This is a genomic window from Niastella populi (genome assembly GCF_002078015.1).
GTDB lineage: Bacteria > Bacteroidota > Bacteroidia > Chitinophagales > Chitinophagaceae > Niastella > Niastella populi.
On the sequence record NZ_LWBP01000206.1, the window covers coordinates 1 to 19,961 of the forward strand.

A 19,961-nucleotide genomic window follows, 5' to 3' on the forward strand; every position below is an offset into this window, starting at 1 on the left:
AATTTGTGGCCCGATACAGAGTTTACCATTTTTCGATCCTATAAAGATCAGGATATAAAAGGGAAACGAGACATCATTAATTTATTCACGCCACTATCTATAAACCGTGCTTCCGGAAAAATTAATTCCTTAAAGATCAATGAAACGCTAGCGCTGATTGTTGAATTCCGAAAATAAATTTGATTTACATTTTTCGGTTCTAACTATTAGTTATTTACAATAAAATAAAAACAACATGAAACAGCTTCTATATGAAAATGCGAAAGATTTTTCACCGAGGAAAGTTTCAGCAGAGCTGGCGGTAAGGATATTAAACCGCAATGGCATTCAGGTAAACAAGGAAAACGCTCAAATAATATTAGATTTCCTGTATCGCATTGCACAAACATTTAAAACCCAGCATAAAGATAATTCTTGCAAACCTGAACCTATAAAGGAAATCGAACCCCTGGAATCAGCCTTCCTATTGGGTCCTATGTATTAATAGCCAGAAAAAAATCGTTCTCTAAAAAAACTCGAACCCCGATTTTACATCCAAATCGGTGAGATAAATTAAAGATAATCAGGAGCTTGCTAAAACAAAAAAAGCGAATGATCAGATCTGACCATTCGCTTACGTGGAGGTGACCGGATTCGAACCGGTGTCCAAACATATTCTCCAAAAGCTTTCTACATGTTTATTCCGGCATTGTTTGTCGGGAAATAGCAGGAGACGGACGAACCAATTATTTCCTTAGCTGGATAGTCTTATGCAACCGGCACAGCCTACGGTCGCAGCATTCTGTGTTTGTTTTTAAGTCGGCGGCGGGGCGTGGTAACAGAACGACCTGCCCGGCGGCCCTAATGACTACTTAATCACTGATTAGGCAGCCATGGCAAATTGAGTATTGCCATTTGTGTTTTGAATATTCAGATTAACGTGCTAATTATCCAACGCACGACATGCTTACACCTTCAAAGATCTACGCTGTCAAAACCATACACCCCCAAAATAGTTTGTGGTTTGTAGTTTATTGTTTGTTGTTTTTTCCTCATTCGGGCGACCCTACTGCTTGCGGCCTTCCGAACGTTCGGCTAAACCTCAACGACGAACCACAACATGCAAAACTAATGCAATTTCCCCGCTTCTGCCAACATTACACCGTTTACCCTTAAATTTTTCATTTACAATAACATATCGTCAGCCGCTGCTGACAAAATTGATGTGGTCGGGTAACGTAATATGGGGCAGGACAAAAAAACAACCCCGTCGCGGCTGTACCACAACGGGGTTTATTAGAAAAGATATTTTTAGCTTTTACCTTTTGATTTTGGCTTTCAGCTTTGAGCCTTCAGCGTTCTGCGTTCCCCTTAGTGCTTAAATAAATATCGCCAGAAGTCAAGCCCCAGCGCATATGCCATTACACCCAGCAACAATATCATACCCGCCATTTGCGCATACTCCATGAACTTATCGCCTGGCTTGCGGCCGGTAATGATCTCATACAGCGTGAACAAAACGTGCCCGCCATCGAGGGCCGGTATGGGCAGAATGTTCATGAACGCAAGTACAATGCTCAACAGCGCGGTCATTGACCAGAAGCGCTCCCAATCCCACTCGGCGCCAAACATGTTACCGATAGTTAAAAAGCTGCCCAGCGATTCGCTGGCTTTTACTTCCTTACTGGTGAACAGCAGTTTGAAATTCTGTACGTTCATCACCAGCATGCTCCAGCCTTTGGCCACACCTGCGGGCAATGATTCAAAGAAGGTATATTTCTTTACAGCGAAGTTGAGGAATTTCTGCGGCTGGCGGAAGAAGAACCCAATGCTGGCATCGGCGCCCAGTTTCACCTTTATATTGGCTGTATCTGTGTTGTTACGCAGTACGGTCAAAGTTACTTCCTGGTTCTTCAAGCTTTTCTTTTTATCGCTCAGTTCGAAGAAGGAACCTATAGGCTGTCCGTTCAGGCCAATGATCTGATCGTCTTTTTGCAGTGCGCCGGAAGTGAATTTTGCATCCTTCATTACGCTGTCAACCACAGCGGGGAATTTGGGATATGCCAGCGGATCGCCCTTGCGTTTGATGAGCTGACTGATGGTGCCTTCCGGTACATTTACATCGATATTTTGTCCGGCCCTTATAACCTGAATGGTCTTTGCTTCGTTCAGGATAATATCGGTGCTCAGCCGGCTGAAATTTTCGATCTCATTACCATTTACGGCTACGATCTTATCGCCATCCTGCAAACCGATGCTTTTTCCGAGGCTGTCTACATAAACACCATAGGTGGCATTTTTTGCAGGCAGGTATTCTTCACCCCAATGCCACAGGATCATGGCGAATAAAAAGAAGCCTAGTATAAGGTTAACCGTAACACCGCCGATCATGATGATCAACCGTTGCCAGGGTTTCTTGCTGCGGAACTCCCAGGGCTGGGGAGGCATTTTCATTTGCTCCTTATCCATACTTTCGTCGATCATACCCGAGATCTTCACATAACCGCCCAATGGCAGCCAGCCGATACCGTAAACGGTATCGCCGATCTTCTTCTTCACCAGAGAAAACCAGGGATCAAAAAACAGATAGAACTTTTCAACCCTGCATTTAAACCATTTGGCGGGCAGAAAATGGCCCATCTCATGTAGTACAACAAGTATAGATAAGCATAATATTAATTGTCCGGCTTTTATACCTACTACAGCCCAATCTATTGCTAACAATGTGATCATATTAACGCTAAATACGCGGTGTGTTTATTTTAAAATACGCTCAAAATATCGAATAATCCCGCAATTCGGTTAACCGTTCACAAAAATTCCATAATTATTAACCGAAATAGGCTGAAGGCTGAACGCTTAAGGCTTAACGCAGAACGTCAGTTCCTCCATTTCCAGCCATAAAAGCATTTGCAACCACCTGCAGGTGCAGCATTCAGGTTTTGCTTCCGCGTTCTGCTTTCCGCGTTCTGCGTTACCTACAATTTTAACAGTGAGGCAGCAAAATTACGGGCCTCCCCATCGCTTTCAAAATATTCTTCCAGCGTGGGTTTCTCTATGACCGGCACATGTTGTAGTGTTCGTTCAATGAGATCGGTCATATCTAAAAAACCAATACGATTGCGTAAAAATGCGAATACGGCAATTTCATTGGCGGCATTCAATACGCAGGGCTGGTTTCCTCCCCTGAACAGGGCTTCCGTGGCCAGCACCAGGTTACGGAATGTTTTGGTATCGGGCTCCTCGAATGTAAGCTGGCTGGGACTTTTGAAATTATACCGGGGAAACTGATTGGGTATGCGGTGCGGAAAAGCCAGGGCATACTGAATCGGCAGTTTCATATCGGGCAAACCCATCTGGGCTTTTATACTGCCATCTTCAAACTGAACGAGGCTATGTATAATACTTTGCGGATGAACAAGTACCTGTACCTGATCGGGGCCCAGGTCGAATAACCAGCGGGCTTCGATCATCTCGAGCCCTTTGTTCATCAGCGTGGCTGAATCGATGGTGATCTTGGCGCCCATTTGCCAGTTGGGATGCTGCAGCGCGTGATCGCGCTTTACATTCACCAGGTAATTGGGTTTCTTGCCAAGGAACGGACCGCCGCTCGCGGTTAAGATCACTTTCTCGATCTTGTTGCGGGTTTCGCCAACAAGGCACTGGAATATGGCTGAATGTTCCGAATCTACGGGAATGACAGGCACTCTTTTTTCGATGGCCTTCTGCATTACGATATCACCGGCCACTACCAGCGTTTCCTTATTGGCCAGCGCAATGGCCTTACCGCTTTCGAGCGCGCATAGCGTAGGGCGTAAGCCGGCAAAACCAACGATGGCAGCCAGCATCATGTCGTAACAATCCATACCCGCCACATCTTCCAGCGCTTTTTCGCCCGCAAATACTTTTACATCGGTATGTGATAAAGCGTCTTTTACAATGGGATACTTCCTGTCGTCACCTATTACGACAATATTCGGGTTGAACTGCAATGCCTGTTTTATCAATAACTCCTCGTTACTGAATGCAGTAAGTATTTCAGCAGTGAATTTATCGGTATTGGCGGCTATTACTTCCAACGCCTGACAGCCAATTGAGCCTGTTGAGCCAAATATTGCTATACGTCTCTGTGGAAAACTGTTCGACATGTTCCGGTTTCAATAATTAGTTTTAGTAAGCTAAATCAGACGCCTTAACGTTAAAACTACTCTACATATTTTTCGAGTGCCGATGCAATATTGCGGTCATTGCTTAACCGCGGCACTTTATTCTGACCGCCTAATTTACCAATGGATTTCATATAGTCGATGAACCCATGCTTCTTAACCGGGCGAATATGTAATGGTAACAATATATTGCCAGTGATCAGGTCGTTATAATAAATGTTCCTGTTGCGTAAATTAACGTCAACCTTTTCTGCAAACCGTTCGAGGTTGTGGGGTTTATTTTCAAACTCAATGAACCACTCATGGTACGATTTGCCTTTACCCTGTGTTATCATGGGCGCCACGGTGAACTCTGTAATATGAACGCCTTCTTCTTCTGCAGCCCTGATGAGGCTTTGTTCAACTTCCTCTCCTATTACGTGCTCGCCGAATGCCGAAATAAAATGTTTGATGCGGCCTGTTACCACCAGCCTGTACGGGTTGGTTGAAACAAATTTAACCGTATCGCCGATATTATAACCCCATAAACCGGCATTGCTGTTGACGATAAGGGCATAATTCTCGCCCACTTTCACATCTTTCAGCGATAAACGCGTTGGGTTGGCATTGAATATTTCACCGGCAGGAACAAACTCAAAGAATATGCCGCTGTTCGTATTAAGCAATAAACCTTCTGCATCCTGTGAATCCTGGAACGCCATAAAACCTTCCGATGCAGGGAATGTTTCAATAGCAGCTACTTTTCCACCGATGCTTTCGAACAATTTGTTCCTGTAGGGTTCAAAGTTTACGCCGCCATGCACCAGTACCGAAAAATTAGGGAAGATCTCTTTGATCTTTTTTCCTGTTTTCTCGTTCAACCGGTCGAAATACATTTGCGCCCATGGTGGAATACCACTTATGAGGGTCATATCCTGGTTAATGGTTTCCGCAACAATTTTATCGAGCTTGGTTTCCCAGTCATCGATGCAATTGGTTTCGTATGACGGCAGTTGATTTTTGCGCAGGTAACTGGGCACATGATGGTTCACGATACCGCTTAAACGGCCGGTAGGAATTCCGCCAATGCGTTCCAGTTCGGGCGAACCCGATAAAAAGATCATTTTACCATCGGTGAAGTTGGTATTTCCCGATTCGGCAATATAACATAACAGGGCATTGCGTGCCGTGTTGATATGATTGTCGATACTTTCTTTGCTGATGGGAATATACTTTACACCGCTCGTAGTGCCGGAGGTTTTTGCCAGGTAAATGGGCAGGCCTTTCCAAAGCACATTATGTTTGCCTTCCTTTATCTTTTCTATATAGGGCTTGAACTGTTCGTAATCGCGAATGGGTACGGCCTGTACATATTCTTCATGCACGTTGATTTCCGGTAAACGGTGATCTTTACCAAACTCAGTAGCCTTACCTGTTTTAAGCAGCTCTTTCAGGATGTTTTCCTGGTCAGCTACTGCAGTGGTCATGCCCTTTTTTATGCCTTTATATACGTAATGGGCAAATGGTTTTGCCAGAAACGATTTTATTTTCATTGAATCCCGTATTCCATCGTTAGGAAAAACAAACCTACGTCAATTAGTGATATGCGCAAAGACTGATTTAGGGTAATTGACGCAAAGCTATTATTAACTCGTTCACTGCCTGATTGTTCGCCAACCCGGTTGTTAAAAAACCATTAGAACCGGGTACCAGTTACTGGTTACCGGTTTCCGGATGCCGGATAACCGGTAACAGGCATCATTAAGACAGCCGGATATTATATATAATAATATAGCCTCAAATGCTAAACCGGTGTTTGCTTGGGGCATAAACGATTAACAATCAATATTTCTTACTAATTTGCCCGAAAATCGGGTACTTTTCCCCTGAAAATTGAAAAAAAAGTAGCGTTAATGCCTTCACAATCTGGTGCAAACCCTTACCTTTGCACTCCTAATTTTGGAAACCTATGTTTGCAATAGTTAAAATCGCCGGACAACAATTTAAGGTTCAAAAGGACCAAACTTTATTTGTACCGCGTGTGGACGGTAAAGCCGGAGACAATGTGGAATTTTCTGAGATTCTCCTGTTAGATGATTCAGGTAAACTGTCAGTAGGCAGTGCTGTAAAAGGTGCTGTAAAGGCTGAGATCCTCGACCAGGTACAAGGCGATAAAGTGATCGCTTTTAAAATGAAAAGAAGGAAAGGTTTCCGCAAAAAGCACGGTCATCGCACACACTACACAAAAATTAAAGTAACAGCAATCGCTTAATTTATTCCCGATCGCAGATCTCAGATCTTTGGTTCAACGTAATAGTTAATTCAGGTTTGAGATCGGCTTTATGGAATACATGTAGCAGTTGTTAACTGGTTTTTGAGTTTTAAATAAGTATTATTCAAAATTTTTCAAACAATCTACCATGGCACATAAAAAAGGGGAAGGCAGTGTAAAGAACGGTCGCGACTCACAAAGCAAACGCCTTGGCGTTAAGATCTACGGTGGTCAGTCTGCTATTGCAGGTAACATCATCGTTCGTCAACGTGGCACTGTGTATCATCCCGGAAAAAATGTTGGTATCGGAAGAGACTACACCATTTTCGCTTTGACTGATGGTGTTGTTGAATTCAGAAAGACCAAAAACGATAAAACTATCGTTAGCGTAGCATCGGTTGCATAAGCATGTTAAGTGTATAGTGATTTTTTTTCACAAAAAGTGAAAAAAGTTTTGGCGGTTTGAAATTAGTTTTTATTTTTACACTTGTTAAATTCTATTTTACTAACCGTTAAATTCACAAAAACATGGCAACTAAGAAAAAAGCTGCAAAAAAAGCTGCTAAGAAAGCCGCAAAGAAAGCTGCTCCAAAGAAAAAGAAAGCTGCAAAGAAGAAATAACTTCGGCTTCTTGGAAAGCAAAAAATATCAAAGTCCCGAATTACTTCGGGACTTTTTTAATGCCCCTAATACGCCGGATGCTTAACGCTTCACGCTGAAAGCTTCACGCGGAACGCGGAACACTAAAGGCAGAACGCAACACGCAGAACGCAATACCCTCAAAGCGGCATTCCAAAGCTTCCCGGCACTGTCACTACATCGCTCCCAACCCTGAAACCCGCTCCCAGCCTGCATTTCATGCGAACGAAAAATAGCCAACGGGAAACGTTTATCATATCGCCCCCAACGTTTATTAATTACCCGATGATCCTGCTTCGCAAAAAAAATTCGCCACCGCCCGTTGCCATTAATTACAACGCCTGCATCAATTCTTCATTCCATGCCTGGGCACTGGCCAACAGTATCAACATCACAGCATCATGAATAAAACTTTGCGGTAAGGCCCGGAACGATCAGCGCTTAACCACCTTAAAGTAAAGAAAGGCAATCCGCCTGTTCCGTTTTTCTTATTTTTACACTGTATTAAGCATCTCTCTTCCTGTTTTAATATGCCTGTTTAAAACCAACTACCTCCTGCAGCCCTGGTACCATTTTTTTAATGTCACATGTGAACCGGTAGTCATCATACTTCGCACCCTTTGTACGGATGTATGATATTACGTTGTTTTAGCGTGCGCCGCTCATGAAGAGCGACCCACCCCATGCCCTGAGCATTCATTGGATTCCATTATCGATATACAAAACAAAAACTACAACTGCTTGACATGTTTAAGAAAATTCTTGTTGCCAACCGTGGCGAAATCGCCATCAGGGTGCTTCGTGCCGCTACCGAATTGAACATTAAGACCATTGCCGTTTACACGTTTGAAGACCGCTATTCGCTGCATCGCTATAAAGCCGATGAAGCATATCAGATCGGTAAAAACGATGATCCGCTCAAACCTTATCTCGATATCGAAGAGATCATCGGCGTTGCCAAACGCGAGCATGCCGATGCCATTCACCCCGGTTACGGTTTCCTGTCAGAGAACGCCCGCTTTGCCCAACGGTGCGCCGAAGAGAAGATCGCATTTGTTGGCCCCACGGCCCGCATCATGGAACAACTGGGCGATAAGATCGCCGCCAAGAAAGTGGCCAGGCAGGCCAGCGTTCCCATGATCGAAGACAGCCAGGCTGATATTCAGTCGCCCGAAACTGCCATACAGGAGGCACGCCGTATCGGCTACCCCATCATCATTAAAGCAGCAGCCGGTGGCGGCGGCCGCGGTATGCGGGTGGTACGCAATGAAGAAGAACTTGGGAAAACGGTTCTGGAAGCCCGTAATGAAGCCAGAACGGCCTTCGGTAACGACACCGTATTCTTCGAGAAGTTCATTGAATCGCCTAAACACATTGAAGTGCAGATCCTCGGCGATCATCATGGCAATATCATTCACCTGTTCGAACGCGACTGCTCCGTTCAACGCCGTTTTCAAAAAGTAGTAGAGGTGGCGCCCGCCATTTCTTTACAACAAGAAACAAGGCAGCAACTGCACAACTATGCCATTCGCATTTGTAAACAGGTGGGCTATAACAATGCAGGCACCGTTGAATTCCTGGTCGATAAGGCCGGCAACATCTACTTTATCGAAGTGAACCCGCGCATACAGGTTGAGCATACGGTCACTGAAGAAATAACCGGTATCGATATCGTTAAATGCCAGCTGCTGGTTGCGCAGGGACATGCGCTCACCGATGCGCCAATCAATATACAATCGCAGGAACAGTTGCAGATCTCCGGCGTGGCCATCCAGTGCCGCGTAACAACGGAAGACCCTTCCAATAATTTCAAACCCGATTTCGGTACCCTCATCGCCTATCGCAATGCGGGCGGTCCCGGTATCAGGCTCGATGAAGGCAGCTCCTACCCCGGTGTCAGCATCTCGCCTTTCTTCGATTCACTATTGGTTAAGATCACCGCCAGCGGCCGCAACCTTGCCGAAACCTGCGACCGCCTCGTTCGCACATTGAAAGAATTCCGTATCCGCGGGGTAAAGACCAACATCCCATTCCTTGAAAACGTTTTACAGCACGATACTTTCCAAAGCGGGCAGGCTACCGTTGATTTTATCGATAACCACAGCGAGCTGTTTCATTTAGCACCCCGCATGGACCGCGGCACCAAGGCGCTGCAATACCTTGCCGAGATCATTGTGAACGGGAATCCCGATGTGCCGGCAGTTAATCAAAACATTACCTTCCGTACACCGGTTGTGCCCGATAATGTACAACAACATATTACCAAAGGCTCAAAAGACCGGCTCACCGAATTGGGCCGCGATAAATTCATCGACTGGCTGAAAACTTCCCGCAGCATTCAATATACCGATACTACTTTCCGCGATGCGCACCAGTCGCTGCTGGCCACACGTGTACGTACTACCGATATGCTGAAGGTGGCGGAAACCGTTGCCAAAAATCACCCGGAGATCTTCTCCCTTGAAATGTGGGGCGGCGCCACCTTCGATGTAGCGCTTCGTTTTTTGCATGAATGCCCCTGGCAGCGGCTGCAGCTGATGCGCGAACGCATACCCAATATCTTATTCCAGATGCTGATCCGCGGCTCTAACGCCGTGGGTTATACCGCTTACCCCGATAACCTCGTTGAAACCTTTATCGAAGAAAGCTGGCGCAACGGGAAAGGCATCGATATCTTCCGCATTTTCGATTCACTGAACTGGCTCGAAGGCATGCAGGTAAGCATTAATGCGGTTAGGGAACGAACAGGCGGCATTGCCGAAGCCTGTATTTGCTATACCGGCGATTTCCTCGATCCCGAACGCAATCACAAATTCAACCTGCAATACTATCTTGACCTTGCCAAACGCCTTGAAGACGCCGGCGCTCATATTCTTGCCATAAAAGATATGGCCGGACTGTTAAAGCCCATGCAGGCAGGTATACTGGTGAGTGAACTGAAAAAAGCCATCGACATTCCCATTCACCTGCATACGCACGATACCTCATCGATACAGTCAGCCACCTATTTAAAAGCCATAGAGGCGGGGGTTGACGTAATTGACGTGGCGCTCGCTTCTATGTCGGGCCTCACCTCGCAACCCAATTTCAATTCCATTGTAGCCATGATGAAGGGCCATCCGCGGGAATTGCCGGTGAACCTGCATAAGTTGAATGAACTCTCGAACTATTGGGAAGATGTGCGCGAATTCTATTACCCCTTCGAATCGCAATTGAAAGCCGGCACGGCAGAAGTGTTCGATCATGAAATTCCGGGCGGACAATACTCCAACCTGCGGCCGCAGGCCCGTTCGCTGGGACTGGAAGACCAGTTCACGAGCATCAAAAAGAATTACGTAGTGGTGAATAAACTGTTTGGCGATATCGTAAAAGTAACGCCCTCATCGAAAGTAGTGGGCGATATGGCGCTGTTCATGACAGCCAACGAATATACCGAACAGGATATCTTCGAAAAGGGAGAAAGCATTTCTTTTCCCGATTCGGTGATCGGTTTGTTCCGTGGCGACCTGGGGCAAACACCCGGCGGTTTTCCGGAAACATTGCAGCAACTCATTCTTAAAAATGAAAAACCGTTTACCGACCGGCCCAACGCGCATTTGCAACCGCTGAACCTCGACGCCGCCATGCAACAATTCCAGGCGAAATACGGCAAACAATATTCCCGCCCCGACCTGTTGTCGTCGCTCTTCTACCCCAAAGTATTCGACGAATACCATCAGTTCAAGACCATATTCGGCGAAGTGTATTATGTTCCGTCGCCTGTTTTCTTTTACGGACTGAAGCCAAATGAAGAAACGCTGATAGAACTGGCGCCGGGCAAAAGTATTCTTATCAAATTCCTGCATATGAGCAACGTTGATGAGAATGGATATAAACAGGTATTTTTTAAACTGAACGGGCAAACCCGCTCTATTTTTATAAAGGACAAAAGTTTCACCTCGGTAAAGCCAACGCATAAAAAAGTAAACGCTGCCAACGAGATCGGCGCCCCGCTGCAGGGCAAGTTGTCGAAAATACTGGTGAAGGCCGGCGACAAAGTGCAAAAGAACAGCCCGCTGTTTGTAATTGAAGCCATGAAAATGGAAAGCACCATTGTTGCCCCCGCCGAAGGAGTGGTTCAGCACGTGGTGTTGAATGAGGGTGTGTTCGTAGCGCAGGATGATGTGGTGGTGGAGTTGTAATTCCTTAATTTAGCCCCCAGTTCAACCAGAACCAAATACTATGATCGACAACTATTTCATCGCCGACCAATTTTCCCTGCTGGCCAAACTGATGGATATGCATGGCGAAAATTCGTTCCGCTCGAGAACCTATTCCAGCGCCGCCTTTGCTATTGAAAAAGTAACACAGTCACTGGCAGAAATACCGGAAGATAAACTGGTAACCGTTAAAGGCATCGGTGATTCAGTGGCCAAAAAAGTGATTGAAATACTGCGCACCGGCAAACTGGGCGCCCTTGAAGAAATAGTGGCTAAAACCCCACCCGGCGTACTGGAGATGATGAACATAAAAGGCCTTGGCCCCAAAAAAATCGCCACCATCTGGAAAGAAATGGGTGTTGAATCGGTTGGTGAACTTTTATATGCCTGTAACGAAAACCGTTTGTTACTGTACAAAGGGTTCGGACAAAAAACGCAACAGAACGTACAGGAGGCCATTGAATTTTATATGAAGAACCAGGGCAGCCACCTGTATGCCGAAACGGAAGCCTATGCTGTCGTAATTGACGCCACGCTGAAAAAACAATTCACCGATAAACTGTTCGCCATAACCGGGCAATTCAGGCGCCAGGCCGAGATCATCGACCGGCTAGAATGGGTGACCACGGCTACCGATACCGAACTGCTCGCTTTCCTCGGCGCCAACAATTACACCACCAAAGAAACGCTGGAAGATATCTTCTCGGTGTTAGGTCCCGAAAATGTATTGCTGAAATTCTACCGGGCCACCCCTGAATCATTTTATTCTGTGCTTTTTCAAACCAGCGGCAGCGAAGAATTTATTACCGCCTGCGCAGCTTTACCGGGCTGGAACAGCACAATAACCTGCGAGTCGGAAGAAGCTATTTTTACCGCCCTGCAACTACCGGTGATAGCGGCGCCCCTGCGGGAGAAAGCAAAAGCGCTTACGAACATAAAAAACAATCCGGCCGACCTGATAAAACCCGAAGATATAAAGGGCATCATTCACAGCCACAGCCAGTGGAGCGATGGGGTGCATACCGTGGAAGAAATGGCAAAAGCCTGTATTGATAAGGGTTATGAATACCTGGTGATCAGCGATCACAGCAAAAGCGCCGCTTATGCCAACGGCTTAACCGAAGAACGCATTCGCGAACAACACCGGTACATCGATGAGCTGAATGAAAAGCTGAAGCCATTCAAAATATTCAAAAGTATTGAATGTGACATTTTAGGCGATGGCGCACTCGATTACTCAAACAATGTGCTCGCAACGTTCGATCTGGTGATCGCCTCGGTGCATTCAAACCTGAAAATGACCGAAGAAAAAGCGATGATGCGTTTACTGAACGCCATTCGTAACCCATACACAACAATTTTGGGCCATATGACCGGCAGGTTATTGCTTAGCCGTCCCGGTTACCCGGTTGATCATGTAAGCGTTATAGATGCCTGCCTGGAAAACCATGTGGTGATAGAGCTGAATGCCCACCCCCGCCGTTTGGATATCGACTGGCGGTGGATCGATTATGCCATTGAAAAAGGCGTGCTGATCTCCATCGACCCCGATGCCCACTCCATTGAAGGGTATGATTGCCGTTATGGCGTACTGGCGGCGCAAAAAGGCGGACTAACGAAACAACAGAATCTCAGTAGTTATTCTCTCGCCGAATTTGAAGCCTATTTGGTGAATAGAAGAAAAGCAAGAGGAATATAAAGCTGTTTGTGGTTTGTGGTTTATGGTTTGTTGTTGCTCCGCGCCTTGAGTCCGCAGTTTTGTTTCGAAGATCCCGATCTTTAAGATTTAGATGTTTCGAACACAATCAGGTGGCTCGAATAAAAGCAACCATAAACTACAAACCATAAACCACAAACTGAATCTTCGAAGACGCAAAGCATCATTTAAACTAACTCACTCTTAATAAAGGTATTTTCACATAGAAAGTAGTACCTACGTTTTCTTTCGTTACAAACCAGATCTCCCCTTTTGCCTGCTCAACAATACCTTTACTCATGGCAAGGCCAAGCCCCGTTCCTGATGTTTTGGTGGTAAAGTTCGGCGTAAAGATGCGCGATTGCGTTTGTTCGGGTATACCGTCCCCATTATCGGTTACGCTTACCGTAATAAATTCTCCATTCAACTGCTCATTCATCCTGATGATGCGCTGATCGCGGTTGGCGCAGGCTTCCACCGCATTTTGCAGTAGGTTGGTGAATAACCGGTTCAGCTGTGTGCGGTCGGCAAACAACAATACTTTGTTATCAACCGGCGTCCATTGAAAATCGAGGTTGCCGCCGGAATTGTATAGCGAGGCCAGCGATTGCAGCATTTCGTGCAGATCGAATACTTCGTTCTTGGGATTACCGATGTTTGCAAACTGCGAGAAATCGGAGGCTATCTTCGACAGGTGATCTATTTGCTCAACCAGTGTTTTGGCCACATTGGTAGTAAGCTTTTTTACATCGGTTGAATTATTATCTATCGCTTTTTGCAGGTACTGAATGCTCAGCTTCATGGGCGTAAGCGGGTTCTTGATCTCATGCGCCACCTGCCGGGCCATCTGCCGCCAGGCGCCCTCCCGTTCGCTTTTCGCCAACGCTTCGGCACTTTCATCGAGTTTCTGCACCATCTTGTTATACTCCTTCACCAGTACCCCTATTTCATCGTCACGTTTCCATTCAATGGCTTCGTTCATTTTCCGCAGCCCCACCTCACGCATCTTTTGGCTGATAATGGTAAACGACTGGGTGATGCGATTGGTAATAAGCAGCGCGATACCACCCGCAATCAAAAAGATGAATGCATTCAGGTTTATAACCGTTACCACAAAGTTCGAGATCTCCTGTTTCAACTCATTTTGTGTTGTATACGATGGAATATTCAGGAACGCGACCGCATCTCCCAATTCGTTTCGTATGGGCGAATAAATACTTAAATAATCGAGCTTACCCACCTGTTCATTGGTAACCGTTTGCACCTGCTGCAGATTGTACAATCTATAATAGGCCAGCGGGTTCATTTTTGTGCTCAATACACCGCTGTAATAGATGTTCATTTCGTTCTCTTTGTTACTGGTAACCCGCAGGCTGCCTACGGTATCATACAGGTTTACATCCATGCCGTGCACATCGGAAATATCTTTGATCAGCATTTCCATTTGCTCGCTGAACACCGGTTCATAAAATAAAGAATCAATACCTGCATGATGCTGGTTGATATGGGTTTGAACCTGGTTCACCATGATGTGCATGGCGCGGGTAAGCCGGTCCTGGTTATTGCGCTGGTAGCGGTTGATAAAGAAAAGGATGGTGGCCACCCCGATAACGATGAACGAAAGCAAACTCACCATCAGGATGGTGCTATGGATCTGTGACCGGATGCTTAACTGCATGTACTGCTTCAATGCCGGCCAGTGAAAACGGCTGCGGATGACGATGGAGCTCAACCGGTAAAACGCCAGCAGGAACAGGAAGGTGCTGAACAGGTAAGCGAACAGGGTAATTGCCTCAATGAACGAATTTCGCTTGCGGGCAATGATAACCACTTTATCTGAAGAAGGCCGGTACCATAATTCTTCAAAGGAATTATTGCGCTGGCGAAAGAATTTATCTGCCGGTAAATGCCAGTTGTTCGCCAAATGTGTAGGGAAGGCATAATCGTTATAATTCTGTATCAGGGTGCGCGTACTGTCGTAAATGGCGTATGAATACACCGATGAATACTGTTCGGGCAACATTACGTTGTTCTGCCTGAACAACTCAGGTGTTAACGCTTCATTTTTATACAACCTGGGATCGGCTAGTACGAACAGGGTGCCCAACTTTTGCCCGCCGGCATTAGCTTCCCGTTTGAAGATATAAGAGAATTTATCGAACGACTGTTCATAATAACGCATGCCCGGAATGGCAGTTTTTCTACCCTGGATCTGGAAGATCGTGTTAAGCGTATCATATGAAGCCTGTTCGTCGTTGAACAGCGGGGAATCGGTAGAGTCGAAGGTGAAGATCCTGATATTGTATTTATTGTTCACCTCGAGGCTTCGGCGTATGATACTGTCTTTAAGATATAAATTGGATTGTGATTTGCTGAACCGGTTCATATTCTGCACCACAAAATTGCTGTCGATGTACGCCATATCCACACTCAGCAGGTGCTCACTGGTAGGGTCGGCCTGCAGCGCCAGCTTTTCGGCAAAACGTTTACGGTGATCCAGTTCAATTTTTCCGTTCTCAAAAATGATCACGGCCGACATGGAAAAAGAGAACACAAATAACCAGAACAATACTTCCGATACATTCAGCCTGAAGTTCAAACCGGCGAAAATGCGTTGTTGCATCAGCCACATAAAGGCCAGCAGCCAGGGCAATACATACAGCCCCAGCTCAACGATACTGTTATTGCCGGTGAACGTCAATACCAGTAACCCTACTGCCGCAGCAATAATGAACATAAAATAATTGCGGTCGCCAACCATTTTACCGGCTACTGTCAATAAGATCTGCGACATGAAGAAATAACTCAGCGCCAGCGTGGCCAGCACAACAAAGCCAACGAAGCTATATGGTGTTGCAATTAAACTGAAGAAGTTGGTTACGTTAAACGAGATCTTGGCATCGGATACCATCGTTTGCAGAATGGCCGCAAACATAAAGGTTATGATCACCAACCCGCCTATCGTTGCCGTGAGCGCCAGCCAGTTTTGCCAGGGCTCGCGGTAAGGGCGTATAGCCGGGATGTTTATGCGCCGGTTTATGAATGTTAGTACCCAGCATAACAACAGGGCATTGATGAGCAGGTCGCCCAGCGAACTGAGTACATAACTGGAGCCATAAATGGCCGGGTCGAACAACTCGAACTGCCGCAGGGCCAATATATCGGGAAAGCCATACACGATCAGCCTCATGGCCCCTACGACACCGGTAAGCAATGCAAAGCCGTACAGGTTGCCATACATGCGGCAAACATAATCGGCCAACTGGTGCAGAAAAAGGAATAACAAAAAGAAACCGGCTACCACACAAACGATTACCCAGATGTTATGTGGCCTTCCATGCAGCGTATTTTGCTGCAGGTAGAACAATACATCGCCCGAAATACTTTTTACCGGGAAATCGGTTATCGTATTGGAAATATCAACCTGCTGGGTGGCGTTCTTCAGACCAACAAACTCCTTTTGCAGGTTCTCCGTTTCTACGTTGAACTTCCATTTTCGCATAACCGGAATAAGCGCATCGGCCACCAGCCGCCGGTCGTTCCGCAGCAGTAAAACCCTTGAAGTATGAACATACAACCCGTTCGATAACCGCTCCAGTTTGCTGCGTGTACTGTCTTCCCTGATGTATAACCCGTTCGACAACCGTTCCATACGGTTACTCACGCTGTCTTCGGGCGTTTGTTTAACGGGAATGATCAATTGCGTATTCCAGAATAGCAGAACAGGCGACACATCGAAGGCCATATCCGTTTCATCGTAGATATATAAGCCGTACCCTTTTTTGTTATCGAGCAACTCCAATAAGGTAGCCTCGGTATATTTCTGATCAACCAGTTTGCCCATTAAGGCCGTATCGCTGGTCGTTTGCTGAAAGTCTTTTTCCTTTTGCTGTATCCTGTTCTGAATGAGCCGGGCAAAATACCGCGGCGAAGTGACATCGGTAACATATTTGTTCAGGATATAAGCAAGGGTGAACAGGCTAATGGCAGCCAACAATGTATACGTATACCTGTTCAATAATTTATGCTGCAGATTATTCAAGTATCGGGGTTTTGTTTTTTTATCTCGTTCCAGATGGCATCCATTTCCGCAAGGGTCATATCGGTAAGGGGTTTGCCCTTTTGTAATGCCGCCTGTTCCATCCGGGTGAACCGGGAAATAAATTTCTTATTGGTTTTCTCCAGTGCGTTCTCGGCATCTATCTGCAAAAATCGTGCATAATTGATAAGGGAAAACAGCAGGTCGCCAAACTCTTCCTCTATTTTGTGCGGGTCATTGGCAGCCACCGCTTCATGCAGTTCTTCCGTTTCTTCCGTAACCTTATCCCAAACCTGTTCGCGGTTATCCCATTCAAAACCAACCTGCCGGGCTTTTTCCTGCAGGCGGGTAGCTTTTACCACCGCAGGCAGCGATACAGGCACACCGCTTAACACCGATTTCTTGCCTTCTTTTAACTTCAGCTTTTCCCAGTTCTGTTTTACCTGTTCTTCATTCTCTACCTGTACATCGCCATAAATATGCGGGTGGCGGTGAATGAGTTTTTCGCAAATGCCATGAATCGCTTCTTCGAGGGTAAACTGTTGTTGCTCAGCGCCAATTTTGGCATAAAACACCAGGTGCAGCATCAGGTCGCCCAACTCTTCTTTGATCCCCTTCCAGTCGTTCTCTGTAATGGCATCGGCCAGCTCGTACAATTCTTCTATGGTCAGTGGCCTTAAGGTTTGCACGGTTTGCTTTTTGTCCCACGGGCATTTTTCGCGCAGTTCGTCCATAATTCCTACCAGGCGCATGAATGCTTCAGCCGCCGCTTGATGTTGTGCCATATATCACCGGATTTGTTAAAATTTAAACACTGCAAATAAAAAGAACGCTGCGAACAGTATTATGATCGACCAGAAAGCAGCAAAGTTCAGTATAAGGAATTTCAGGAGGGTCTTTCCCCTGCCCTGCCCGTAAAACTTACGCATCGCTTTATAGGCATAATATACGCCATATAACAATACCACTGCTTCAATAACGCCAATCCATTGCCAGTTCATCGACTTGTGTATCTTGTTCAAACCAAAATACACCAACAGGTTAATGAAGGTAAAGATATACAGGTATATTAAAAATATGGCGTGTGTAACGTACGGGAACTGCTGTTTTTGCCGCCGGTATAACAGGCGAAGGTAGAATGCGTACAATGGCAGCGATATAAATAACAGGTAAGGGAATGTATGGGTGAATTTCTCCAACAGGTCTTTCATCATCACCTTCTGATCGCCATTGTACCGCTCATTCAGTTCTATTTCGCGATACCGCGCGCGACGCTCCCACCAGTTATCCCGTTTACCGGGCGGTAATGCATGCTGCGCAGAGTCATACTCTTCAACTGACCTGTATTTTCGGTCGGGGTTGGTAATATTCACATCGAACCGGCTTTTTTGTTTCTTCTCCCACTTCTTCTTTTTTTTCATGTACTTTTCCTTGAACTCATCGGTGGTGCCGGCCGTATCAGCTTCAAGCGTTTTAAGATAAGGTGTAACCGCAAGTACAAACGCACGGTCAATTACCGCTGAATCTTCCTTGTCTTTCGCATTGGCCAGCGCGGTATTTTTGGCTGAATCGAGGGTCAATTTTGCAACCCCGGCTTTCTCTGACAGTATTCTATCCTCGTTGCGTTCGTTCCAATTAAAGGTGAACAGCGAATAAAAAATGAGGAAAAATACAGCTGAAGAAAAAACATACATTCTGATGGGGTGCAGGTAACGGGCCCGCCGGCCTTCAATATATTCTTTCGGTAAAAATCCCGGGCGGACTATCAGGTATTTGGTTGTACTGAAAAACTTACCGTCGTAGTGGGTAATGTCGTAAAAAAAATGGCTGATCAGGCTCCAAACAGTTTCTTTTGGCTCAATATTTTCCTGTCCACAAATATGACACCAGCGCCCGATCAACTCAGCATTACAATTCAGGCAGATTTTCTCATGACGTTCTTTACTATGTGACAAAGCAGAAATTTTAACTAAAAATAAGGAAACGGGTTATTTTACAGAAAAATTCACTGATCAGTTGTATTATTGGACCAAATTATTCGTTACTAAAGCGCAAAAAATTAAGCTGTTTATAATATGACCAGAATATTGGGGTTGTCACTTCTTATTAGTTTTATTGCTCATACGGGGTATGGTCAGCACTACTACAATGACATTGTAATGACCGGCGAAATTGCCAAAAAAAGAGCGGTTTACCAGGCCAATAAGGTGAAAAGCGTAAAAATGACCAGCTTCGACGGCAATAATCAACCTATTGAGGGGTTCAGCAGCGCACAGGCTGTAGGCGGCAATTTTGCCACCATTACCACCGAAACGTTGAACAGCCTTAGCGGTAAGGACGAGATTACGCATTATTTTAACGATAAAGGACAACTTACCCAAAGCATCGATACCACCGATGGCAACAAGGTGATCATTCAATATACTTACGATGCCGGCAACCAGATCGCAGGCATTGTGAATATGTCGTTCTCACCCGGCGGCTACTCAACCAGGGAACAACACCTGTGGTTTTATAATAAAGCCGGCAAACCGGAAAAAATGCTGAAGATCAAAAACGGCACCGATACTACCGTTGTCAGCTTCAGGCTCGATGAAAAAGAAAATGTAGGCGAGGAAAGAAGCGTTCATGCCGGCACCGAACAACCTGCATTCTATTACTACTATGATGATAAAAACCGGCTGACCGATGTAGTTAGATACAATAACCGCGCTAAAAGATTGTTACCCGATTATATTTTCGAATACGATGAAGCAGGCCGTATATCCATGATGCTGGTGACCACCGCAGGCGGCGCCGATTATCAAAGATGGTTGTACAAATACGACGAAAAAGGTTTGAAGCAGCGTGACGAGTGTTACAGCAAGAACAAAATGCTGATCGGGAAGATCGAATACAGTTATAAGTTCTAAGTGATAAGTTTCCATAAAAATGGGCGCCTGTGTAACACAAGCGCCCATTTTTTTATAGTTAATAGTGAGCGGTGAATTGT

Annotated in this window: 12 protein-coding genes and 1 other RNA gene; 6 read left to right on the plus strand and 7 right to left on the minus strand. The window is 45.8% G+C overall.

Annotated elements, in window-relative coordinates; translation table 11 throughout:
* The first annotated feature begins 235 nt into the window (after positions 1-235).
* Complete coding sequence (locus A4R26_RS24700) at positions 236-484, plus strand: hypothetical protein (RefSeq protein ID WP_081169207.1); 249 nt, start codon at positions 236-238, stop codon at positions 482-484.
* Between the two features lie 131 nt (positions 485-615).
* Here A4R26_RS24700 and ssrA read toward each other — a convergent pair.
* The 4 genes from ssrA to A4R26_RS24720 form a co-directional block, all read right to left on the minus strand.
* Positions 616-988: a transfer-messenger RNA gene (gene ssrA / locus A4R26_RS24705) on the minus strand.
* Positions 989-1,350: 362 nt separating this feature from the next.
* The gene (gene rseP / locus A4R26_RS24710) at positions 1,351-2,712 is read right to left on the minus strand and encodes an RIP metalloprotease RseP (protein WP_081169208.1); all 1,362 of its coding nucleotides are present in this window, start codon (positions 2,710-2,712) and stop codon (positions 1,351-1,353) included.
* Between the two features lie 245 nt (positions 2,713-2,957).
* Positions 2,958-4,127, minus strand: coding sequence for a 1-deoxy-D-xylulose-5-phosphate reductoisomerase (locus A4R26_RS24715; RefSeq protein ID WP_081169209.1), 1,170 nt, complete (start codon positions 4,125-4,127; stop codon positions 2,958-2,960).
* Positions 4,128-4,183: 56 nt separating this feature from the next.
* On the minus strand, positions 4,184-5,677 hold the full coding sequence (locus tag A4R26_RS24720; RefSeq protein WP_081169210.1) for a GH3 auxin-responsive promoter family protein: 1,494 nt from the start codon (positions 5,675-5,677) through the stop codon (positions 4,184-4,186).
* A 416-nt stretch (positions 5,678-6,093) separates the two neighbouring features.
* On the opposite strand from A4R26_RS24720, the gene rplU reads away from it, so the two are divergent.
* The 4 genes from rplU to A4R26_RS24745 all read left to right on the plus strand — a co-directional run bounded on the left by rplU (position 6,094) and on the right by A4R26_RS24745 (position 12,933).
* Positions 6,094-6,396: a 50S ribosomal protein L21 gene (gene rplU, locus A4R26_RS24725; protein ID WP_081169211.1), complete on the plus strand. Its 303-nt coding sequence runs from the start codon at positions 6,094-6,096 to the stop codon at positions 6,394-6,396.
* A gap of 148 nt (positions 6,397-6,544) precedes the next feature.
* On the plus strand, positions 6,545-6,802 hold the full coding sequence (rpmA, locus tag A4R26_RS24730; RefSeq protein ID WP_081169212.1) for a 50S ribosomal protein L27: 258 nt from the start codon (positions 6,545-6,547) through the stop codon (positions 6,800-6,802).
* A gap of 979 nt (positions 6,803-7,781) precedes the next feature.
* Positions 7,782-11,216, plus strand: a complete 3,435-nt coding sequence (locus tag A4R26_RS24740; RefSeq protein WP_081169214.1) for a pyruvate carboxylase — start codon at positions 7,782-7,784, stop codon at positions 11,214-11,216.
* A gap of 40 nt (positions 11,217-11,256) precedes the next feature.
* Positions 11,257-12,933, plus strand: a complete 1,677-nt coding sequence (locus A4R26_RS24745) for a DNA polymerase/3'-5' exonuclease PolX (RefSeq protein ID WP_081169215.1) — start codon at positions 11,257-11,259, stop codon at positions 12,931-12,933.
* Between the two features lie 190 nt (positions 12,934-13,123).
* On the opposite strand, the gene A4R26_RS24750 is transcribed toward A4R26_RS24745, so the two are convergent.
* Genes A4R26_RS24750 through A4R26_RS24760 form a run of 3 tightly spaced genes read right to left on the minus strand, consistent with a single transcriptional unit; the run spans position 13,124 to position 18,924 of the window.
* Positions 13,124-16,972, minus strand: coding sequence for a sensor histidine kinase (locus tag A4R26_RS24750; protein ID WP_081169216.1), 3,849 nt, complete (start codon positions 16,970-16,972; stop codon positions 13,124-13,126).
* A complete protein-coding gene (mazG, locus tag A4R26_RS24755; protein WP_081169217.1) occupies positions 16,969-17,754 on the minus strand; it encodes a nucleoside triphosphate pyrophosphohydrolase in 786 nt (261 codons plus the stop codon). The genes A4R26_RS24750 and mazG overlap by 4 nt, the downstream gene beginning before the upstream one ends.
* Positions 17,755-17,769: 15 nt before the next feature.
* Positions 17,770-18,924, minus strand: coding sequence for a DUF3667 domain-containing protein (locus tag A4R26_RS24760; protein ID WP_165760403.1), 1,155 nt, complete (start codon positions 18,922-18,924; stop codon positions 17,770-17,772).
* A 120-nt stretch (positions 18,925-19,044) separates the two neighbouring features.
* On the opposite strand from A4R26_RS24760, the gene A4R26_RS24765 reads away from it, so the two are divergent.
* A complete protein-coding gene (locus A4R26_RS24765; protein WP_133054768.1) occupies positions 19,045-19,881 on the plus strand; it encodes a hypothetical protein in 837 nt (278 codons plus the stop codon).
* Positions 19,882-19,961: the final 80 nt, after the last annotated feature.

Excerpts from the sequence above, each read along its gene's own strand:
- A4R26_RS24700 (WP_081169207.1), top strand. The coding sequence starts at position 236 with ATGAAACAGCTTCTATATGAAAATGCGAAAGATTTTTCACCGAGGAAA.
- rpmA (WP_081169212.1), top strand. The coding sequence starts at position 6,545 with ATGGCACATAAAAAAGGGGAAGGCAGTGTAAAGAACGGTCGCGACTCA.
- A4R26_RS24745 (WP_081169215.1), top strand. The coding sequence starts at position 11,257 with ATGATCGACAACTATTTCATCGCCGACCAATTTTCCCTGCTGGCCAAA.
- A4R26_RS24720 (WP_081169210.1), bottom strand. The coding sequence starts at position 5,677 with ATGAAAATAAAATCGTTTCTGGCAAAACCATTTGCCCATTACGTATAT.
- rplU (WP_081169211.1), top strand. The coding sequence starts at position 6,094 with ATGTTTGCAATAGTTAAAATCGCCGGACAACAATTTAAGGTTCAAAAG.
- mazG (WP_081169217.1), bottom strand. The coding sequence starts at position 17,754 with ATGGCACAACATCAAGCGGCGGCTGAAGCATTCATGCGCCTGGTAGGA.
- A4R26_RS24715 (WP_081169209.1), bottom strand. The coding sequence starts at position 4,127 with ATGTCGAACAGTTTTCCACAGAGACGTATAGCAATATTTGGCTCAACA.
- rseP (WP_081169208.1), bottom strand. The coding sequence starts at position 2,712 with ATGATCACATTGTTAGCAATAGATTGGGCTGTAGTAGGTATAAAAGCC.
- A4R26_RS24765 (WP_133054768.1), top strand. The coding sequence starts at position 19,045 with ATGACCAGAATATTGGGGTTGTCACTTCTTATTAGTTTTATTGCTCAT.
- A4R26_RS24740 (WP_081169214.1), top strand. The coding sequence starts at position 7,782 with ATGTTTAAGAAAATTCTTGTTGCCAACCGTGGCGAAATCGCCATCAGG.